Origin of the sequence: Streptomyces sp. 8L (genome assembly GCF_020176795.1) — a bacterium.
In the GTDB taxonomy this organism is placed as follows: domain Bacteria; phylum Actinomycetota; class Actinomycetes; order Streptomycetales; family Streptomycetaceae; genus Streptomyces.
Genome location: NZ_JAIUKE010000008.1, coordinates 81,168 through 88,805 on the forward strand (window position 1 = coordinate 81,168; position 7,638 = coordinate 88,805).

Annotated in this window: 6 protein-coding genes; 5 read left to right on the forward strand and 1 reads right to left on the reverse strand. The window is 72.6% G+C overall.

Annotation, left to right across the window (positions count from 1 at the left end):
- Positions 1-179 precede the first annotated feature (179 nt).
- Entirely contained in the window at positions 180-656 is a 477-nt protein-coding gene (locus LCE31_RS01120; RefSeq protein ID WP_225012004.1) for a hypothetical protein, read from the reverse strand.
- 167 nt (positions 657-823) lie between these two features.
- Between LCE31_RS01120 and LCE31_RS01125 the strand changes: the two genes are divergently transcribed.
- From LCE31_RS01125 to LCE31_RS01145, 5 genes are all read left to right on the forward strand, one after another.
- The gene (locus LCE31_RS01125; RefSeq protein ID WP_225012005.1) at positions 824-1,987 is read left to right on the forward strand and encodes a sensor histidine kinase; all 1,164 of its coding nucleotides are present in this window, start codon (positions 824-826) and stop codon (positions 1,985-1,987) included.
- On the forward strand, positions 1,980-2,639 hold the full coding sequence (locus LCE31_RS01130; RefSeq protein WP_225012006.1) for a response regulator transcription factor: 660 nt from the start codon (positions 1,980-1,982) through the stop codon (positions 2,637-2,639). The genes LCE31_RS01125 and LCE31_RS01130 overlap by 8 nt, the downstream gene beginning before the upstream one ends.
- 17 nt (positions 2,640-2,656) lie before the next feature.
- A complete protein-coding gene (locus tag LCE31_RS01135; RefSeq protein WP_225012007.1) occupies positions 2,657-2,836 on the forward strand; it encodes a hypothetical protein in 180 nt (59 codons plus the stop codon).
- Positions 2,837-2,985: 149 nt separating this feature from the next.
- Positions 2,986-5,697, forward strand: a complete 2,712-nt coding sequence (acnA, locus tag LCE31_RS01140) for an aconitate hydratase AcnA (protein WP_225012008.1) — start codon at positions 2,986-2,988, stop codon at positions 5,695-5,697.
- 271 nt (positions 5,698-5,968) lie between these two features.
- Positions 5,969-7,585 carry an MFS transporter gene (locus LCE31_RS01145; protein ID WP_225012009.1) on the forward strand — a complete coding sequence of 539 codons (1,617 nt, stop codon included), beginning with the start codon at positions 5,969-5,971 and terminating at the stop codon, positions 7,583-7,585.
- Positions 7,586-7,638: the final 53 nt, after the last annotated feature.

Below are 7,638 nucleotides of genomic sequence, written 5' to 3' on the forward strand. Positions count from 1 at the left end.
GCCGGGGGCGCGCCGGGGGGGGCCCCCCCCCCCCCCCCCGGGGGGGGGGGGGGGGGGGGCCCCGGGCCCCCCCCCCCCCCCCCCCCCACTCCTGTGCCGTGTCCGTGTGCGGTACAGCCGCACGGTGCGTCCGGCGCGCGTCGCGCTGTGCCGCCGCACCCGTTCTCCCGTCGTCCCGCTCAGCCGGCGAGCGCGCCCCCGCGGGCCCGCGCCCTCAGCACCTGCTGCTGGGCGAGCAGCACCACACCGAAGTACAGCAGGACCGACTCCGCGCCGAGCCCGGCCGCCACCGTCCCGTCCACCAGGAAGTGCTGGCCGATGCCGACGAGCCACAGCAGCCCCGTCAGCCAGGTGCCCTGGCGCACGATCCGGCCGCCCTTCGAGCTCAGCCGCACGGTGAACGCGCGCACCGCGGCGAGCGCCACCCCGACGGCCAGGCTCACCAGCAGCATGCCCACGTCGTGCGCCGACAGCGAGTGGTGCGAGGCGTACGAGACGGTCTCCACCGCCCCCACGGCGGCCAGCACCAGGCCGACCCGCGACCTCTCCCGCAGCGGACGCTCGGTGAGCTGCCGGAACAGCAGCCACACCAGGACGACCGCGGTGACGGCGAGGTTTGCGAACGACGCGTTGTCCATGACCTCTCGACCCTTCATCCGAAAGCATCCGCCCGGGAGCCGCGATGGCCCGGACGGCCCGACTGGCACGTCCCCCACTGTCCCGCCGGGGCGGGAGGAGGCGGATCAGCCACGAGGGTGGAGACAAGGGTGGAGACCTCGGGTGCCGGGTGGGGCCCCGCCCCCGGCGCGCCCATGATGGTCGGGTGCGCATCCAGTTCCCGCGGGGCCTCGCGCCCGGCGCCTTCCGTGAGGGCCTTGACGCCGGCCGCGTCCGCAGGATGTTCCTCGCCGCCCTCGCCATCGGCGTCGCGGCCTTCCTCCAGGCCGCCACGGACCGCCCGCCCGTGGCCGTGACCGTGCTGTTCTACGTGCTGCTCGCCCTGTGGGCGGCCGCCACGGCGGTACGGCACCGGCTGCGCGCGCCCTGGCCGTACGCGGCCTGGACCGCGGTCTTCGTGGGCGGCGCGGTCGCGGCGGGCCTCGGCGGACCGCGCTCCTCCTCGGCGCCGACGTTCCTCACCGGGGCCGGGCTGTTCCTGCTGACCTCGACCGTCGAAGCCGGCGCGGCCTGGATCGCCGGTGCGGTCGTCGCCGCGGTCGTCGGCCACGCGGCGGCGCTCGTCCTGTCCGGCCACGGCGCCGCCGACCTCACACCGGTGCTCGCCTCCGCCGCCGTGGGCGGCGGCTTCGGCCTGCTCTCCCGGCTGTCCCGCCTGGACCGGCGCGCGCGGCGCGGGGCCGCGGAACGGCGCGCGGAGAAGGCCGTCCTCGAGGAACGCGCGCGGATCGCGCGGGACATCCACGACGTGCTCGCCCACTCGCTCGGCGGCCTCGTCATCCAGCTCGACGCCCTGGAGGCGGTCGGCGTGGCGCGCGGCGCGGACGAGGACCTCATGACCCGGGTGCGCGGGGCACGCGAGAGCGCGGCGGACGGCCTCGTGGCCGCCAAGCGCGCCGTCGACGCGCTGCGCAGGCTGCCCGCGGGCATCGACGCCGCGCTCGCCGAGATTGCGGGCGGTGTGCGCGCGCTCGGCACCGAGGTCGCCGTGGACGTGCGCGCCCCCCCGGCCCGGGTGCCCGGTCCTGTCGCCGAGGTCCTCGCGTCCGTCACCATCGAGACCCTGACCAACGCCCGCAAGCACGCGCCGGGCGCGCCCGTGGCGGACCTGCTGGAGGCCGGCCGGGACGCGGCGGTGCTGCGCGTCACCAACCCGCTGCCCGGGCCGGGCAGCCCCGGCCCCGCCCTGCCCTCCGGGGGACACGGGGTCCCCGGCATGCGGGAGAGGGCGCGACTCGTCGGTGGCACACTCGACACGCGCGAACTGGACGGAGTGTGGAGCGTGGAATGCCGGGTGCCCTATGAGTGAGCGGCCCGTCCGGGTCGTCGTGGCCGACGACCAGGCCGCCGTGCGCGACGGCCTCGTGACCATCCTCGAACTGGAACCGGAGATCGAGGTGGTGGGCACCGCCGCGGACGGCACGGAAGCCGTCGAACTGGTCCGCCGCCTCGCCCCGGCCGTGGTCCTGATGGATCTGAGGATGCCGGGTGCCGACGGTGTCGAGGCCACCCGGACGATCGCGGGCCTCCCGGCGCCCACGCCCGCCGTGCTCGTTCTGACCACGTACGCCGACGACGCCTCCATCGTCGGCGCGCTGCACGCCGGAGCGGCCGGATACCTCACCAAGAGCGCGGGCCGCGCGCAGATCGTCTCCGCCGTCACGGCCACGGCGGACGGCCACCGGACCTTCGCCCCCGAGATCGCCTCGGTGATGATGCGCGGACTCACCTCCCGCACGGCTCTGGAGCGGGTCGCGGCACGGTACGCGCTGACGGTGCAGGAGACCCGTGTCCTCGAACTGATCACGGAGCGCAGGAGCAACCGGGCCATCGCGGAAGCGCTGTTCGTCTCGATCGCGACCGTGAAGACGCATGTCAACAATCTGTTCGGCAAGCTGGGGGTGGGCAACCGCGCACAGGCCGCCGAGCTCGTGGAACGGGCCGGGAGCGCGGGCGGCTGAGCGCCCGCGGTGCACCGGTGAGCGGGACCTTCCGGCCGGGCCCGGACGCGGGCGGCGGGGTACCCGCGTACGACGGGGCGCCCGCGCGGGGCACCCACGTACGGCGTACGGCGCCCGCGTACGCACACGACGAGGCGCCCGCGTACGGCAGCGGTCGCCAGCGGTGCGCGCATGACCCGCGCGCGCACATGTACTAGAGTTATCTCGACATCGAGATACTTGTCGAAGACGTACCGCGGCCTGCGAAAAGATAAGGCAACCCTAACTAAGTCTTACCTTAGCGGATCGGTGACGACTCGTGGCGGCAGCATGGCGGTAGTACGCGCACATCAAGAAGGAGACTGTCGTGTCGGCCAACAGTTTCGACGCCCGCAGCACGCTGCGCGTGGGCGACGAGTCGTACGAGATCTTCCGGCTGGACAAGGTCGAGGGCTCCGCGCGCCTCCCCTACAGCCTGAAGGTGCTGCTGGAGAACCTGCTGCGCACCGAGGACGGTGCCAACATCACCGCGGACCACATCCGCGCGATCGGCGGCTGGGACTCCCAGGCGCAGCCCAGCCAGGAGATCCAGTTCACGCCCGCCCGTGTGATCATGCAGGACTTCACCGGTGTGCCCTGTGTCGTCGACCTCGCCACCATGCGCGAGGCCGTCAAGGAGCTGGGCGGCGACCCGGCGAAGATCAACCCGCTGGCCCCCGCCGAGCTGGTCATCGACCACTCCGTGATCGCCGACAAGTTCGGCACGCCCGACTCGTTCGCGCAGAACGTCGAGCTGGAGTACGGCCGCAACCGTGAGCGCTACCAGTTCCTGCGCTGGGGCCAGACCGCGTTCGACGAGTTCAAGGTCGTCCCGCCCGGCACCGGCATCGTGCACCAGGTCAACATCGAGCACCTGGCCCGTACGGTCATGGTCAGGAACGGCCAGGCGTACCCCGACACCCTCGTCGGCACCGACTCGCACACCACCATGGTCAACGGCCTGGGCGTGCTGGGCTGGGGCGTCGGCGGCATCGAGGCCGAGGCCGCGATGCTCGGCCAGCCCGTGTCGATGCTCATCCCGCGCGTCGTCGGCTTCAAGCTGACCGGTGAGCTGCCCGCCGGCACCACCGCGACGGACCTCGTCCTCACCATCACCGAGATGCTGCGCAAGCACGGGGTGGTCGGCAAGTTCGTCGAGTTCTACGGCGAGGGCGTCGCGGCCACCACGCTCGCGAACCGCGCCACCATCGGCAACATGTCGCCGGAGTTCGGCTCCACGGCCGCGATCTTCCCGATCGACGCCGAGACCCTCAACTACCTGAAGCTGACCGGCCGCAGCGAGCAGCAGCTCGCACTGGTCGAGGCGTACGCCAAGGAGCAGGGCCTCTGGCTCGACCCGGCCGCCGAGCCCGACTTCTCCGAGAAGCTGGAGCTCGACCTCGCCACGGTCGTCCCGTCCATCGCCGGCCCGAAGCGCCCGCAGGACCGGATCATCCTCTCCGAGGCGAAGCAGACCTTCGCCCGTGACGTGCGCAACTACGTCAGCGACGACGAGGAGTCCGGCAAGGAGTCCTTCCCGGCCTCGGACGCGCCGGCCGCGCACAACGGCGTGCCGACGAAGCCGACGCTCGTCACCGCCGAGGACGGCTCGACGTACGAGATCGACCACGGTGCCGTCACGGTCGCCGCCATCACCTCGTGCACCAACACGTCGAACCCGACCGTGATGGTCGCCGCCGCGCTCGTCGCGAAGAAGGCCGTCGAGAAGGGCCTCGCCCGCAAGCCGTGGGTCAAGACGACCCTGGCGCCCGGGTCCAAGGTGGTCATGGACTACTACGACCGCGCCGGCCTCACGCCGTACCTCGACAAGATGGGCTTCAACCTCGTCGGTTACGGCTGCACCACCTGCATCGGCAACTCGGGACCGCTGCCGGAGGAGATCTCCAAGGCCGTCAACGAGGCCGACCTCGCCGTCACCGCGGTGCTCTCCGGCAACCGCAACTTCGAGGGCCGGATCAACCCGGACGTCAAGATGAACTACCTCGCGTCCCCGCCGCTGGTCGTCGCGTACGCCGTCGCCGGCTCGATGAAGGTGGACATCACCCGCGACGCGCTCGGCACCGACCAGGACGGCAAGCCGGTCCACCTCGCCGACATCTGGCCGACCGAGGCCGAGGTCAACGAGGTCATCGCCGCGGCCATCGGCCAGGACATGTTCAAGGACTCCTACAAGGACGTCTTCGCGGGCGACGAGCAGTGGACCTCGCTGCCGATCCCGACGGGCGACACCTTCGAGTGGGACGCCGAGTCGACGTACGTGCGCAAGCCCCCCTACTTCGAGGGCATGGCGCAGGAGCCGGCCCCGGTCGAGGACATCTCCGGCGCCCGCGTGCTGGCGAAGCTGGGCGACTCGGTCACCACGGACCACATCTCCCCGGCCGGCGCGATCAAGGCCGACACCCCGGCTGGCCAGTACCTGACGGAGCACGGCATCGAGCGCCGTGACTTCAACTCGTACGGCTCGCGCCGCGGCAACCACGAGGTGATGATCCGCGGCACGTTCGCCAACATCCGCCTGCGCAACCAGATCGCGCCGGGTACGGAGGGCGGCTACACCCGCGACTTCACGAAGGCGGACGCCCCCGTCTCCTTCATCTACGACGCCTCCCGCAACTACATCGAGCAGGGCACCCCGCTCGTCGTCCTGGCGGGCAAGGAGTACGGCTCCGGCTCGTCGCGCGACTGGGCGGCCAAGGGCACCGCGCTGCTCGGTGTGAAGGCCGTCATCGCCGAGTCGTACGAGCGCATCCACCGCTCGAACCTGATCGGCATGGGCGTCCTCCCGCTCCAGTTCCCGGAGGGCGAGAGCGCCCAGACGCTGGGGCTGACGGGCGAGGAGACGTTCTCGTTCGCGGGCGTCACGGCCCTGAACGACTCGATCCCGGACACGGTCAAGGTCACGACGGACACCGGCGTCGAGTTCGACGCGGTCCTGCGCATCGACACCCCGGGAGAGGCCGACTACTACCGCAACGGCGGCATCCTCCAGTACGTGCTGCGCAGCCTGCTGCGGAAGTAAGCGGAAGCAGGAAGCGGAAACGCCGCGAAAGCAGGCGAAAGCAAGGGGCGGGCCACGGCGGTTCCGGCCGCGCGTTCCGGCCACGCCCCACGGATGGCGCCCCCGCACACGACACGTGCGGGGGCGCCATCCGCGTAGCGGCCCTGCCTGCGGGCGGACCGCGCCAGGGCCGCCCCGGCCCGCGGCCTGTGCGCATAGTGCGTCCCACGGTGCCCACCACTGGTCATCGCCGGTAGACATCATGCGTAGACATCGGTCGTAGACTCATCATATGAGCAGAGACAGTCATGGCCAGGAGGCTCCGCAGGCCCAGGCCCACCGCTTCCTCGTGCCGGGACTCGTGTTCATGGGGATGGTCGTCGCCGTCGTCAGCAGCCTCGGCGCGCCCCTCATACCGACCATCGCGCAGACCGACCACATCACCGTCAACGACGCCCAGTGGGCGCTCACCGTCACCTTCCTCGTCGCGGCCGTCGCCACGCCGCTGACCGGGCGGCTCGGGGACGGACCGCACCGGCGCCACGTGATCATCGTGTCGCTCGTGGCCGTCACCGCCGGCGCCGTGCTCGCCGCACTGCCGCTCGGCTTCCCGTTCCTGCTGGTCGGCAGGGCGATGCAGGGCATCGGGCTGGGCCTGACACCGCTCGGGATCACCGCCGTACGCGATGCCCTGCCCGTCGAGCGCTCCCGGCCCGCCGCCGCCGTCCTGTCCGTGACGACCGTCGCGGGTGTGGGCCTCGGCTACCCGATCACCGGACTCGTCGCCCAATTCGGCGGTCTGCACGCCGCGTTCTGGTTCGGCGCCGTCGTCAGCGCGCTCGGGCTCGTCGTGGCCGCGATCGTCGTACCGTCCTCCGCGCACCGCCCGAGCCGCCCCGTCGACCTGGCGGGCGCCCTCCTGCTCGGTGCCGCGCTCGTCGGCCTGCTGCTCTCCCTCAGCGAGGGCGAGAGCTGGGGCTGGACGTCGGCACGGCTGTTCGCCGTCGTCGGCGGCTCGGTCCTGGCGCTCGCCGGCTGGGTCGTGCGGGAACTGCTCGCCGCCCACCCGCTGGTCGACCTGCGGCTGCTGCGCCGTCCCACGGTCCTGACCGCCGACGTCACCGCCCTGCTCGCGGGCGTCGGGATGTACCTGCTCATCTCCCTGGTGACCCGTTTCGTCCAGACGCCCGTCAGCAGCGGGTACGGGCTCGGCGCCTCGGTGTTCGTCGCCGGCCTCGTCCTCGTGCCGTTCTCCGCCGCGAGCGTCGTCGCCACCCGGCTCACCCGCGTCCTCGTCAAGCGGATACCCGTGGGCGTGGCGCTCGCCCTCGGCGCGGTCGTGATGTTGCTGTCGATGGTGATGTTCAGCTACGCACGCGGCACCATGGGGGAGGTGCTGGTCGTGATGGCCCTCGCCGGTCTCGGCGTCGGCGCCATCTTCGCCGTCATGCCGGGCCTCATCGTCGGCTCCGTACCGCCGCGGGAGACCGGCAGCGCCACCAGCTTCAACCAGGTCATCCGGTACATCGGTTACGCGGCCGGCAGTACCATGAGCGCCGTGGTGCTCGAAACCCACACCGCCAGGGGCAAGGCCCTGCCGAGCGGCAGCGGCTACACCGACGCGGGCCTCATCGCCGGCGCGATGTGGATCGCCACCGCCGTCGCGGCCGTGCTGCTGCCCCGGCTGCGTTCGCGCGAGGCGGCCCCGTCCGTGCGGGCCGGGGGCTCCGTCGCAGGTGACCGCGTGCTCGCCGACGAGGGACTGGCCGACGCCGAAGCGGCGGGCCCGGTTCCGGCCGGCTCCGGCGCCCCCGCGGGCGCGGGGGTCGAGTCCGGCACGGCACCGGGCACCCGGACCCGCGCCACGGGCACCGCTCCCCCCGCGCCGTACGACACGACCGAGGACTGACCCCATGCCCAAGCCCCAGCAGGCGGCCCCGGCCACGCCGAACTCCCCCGAAG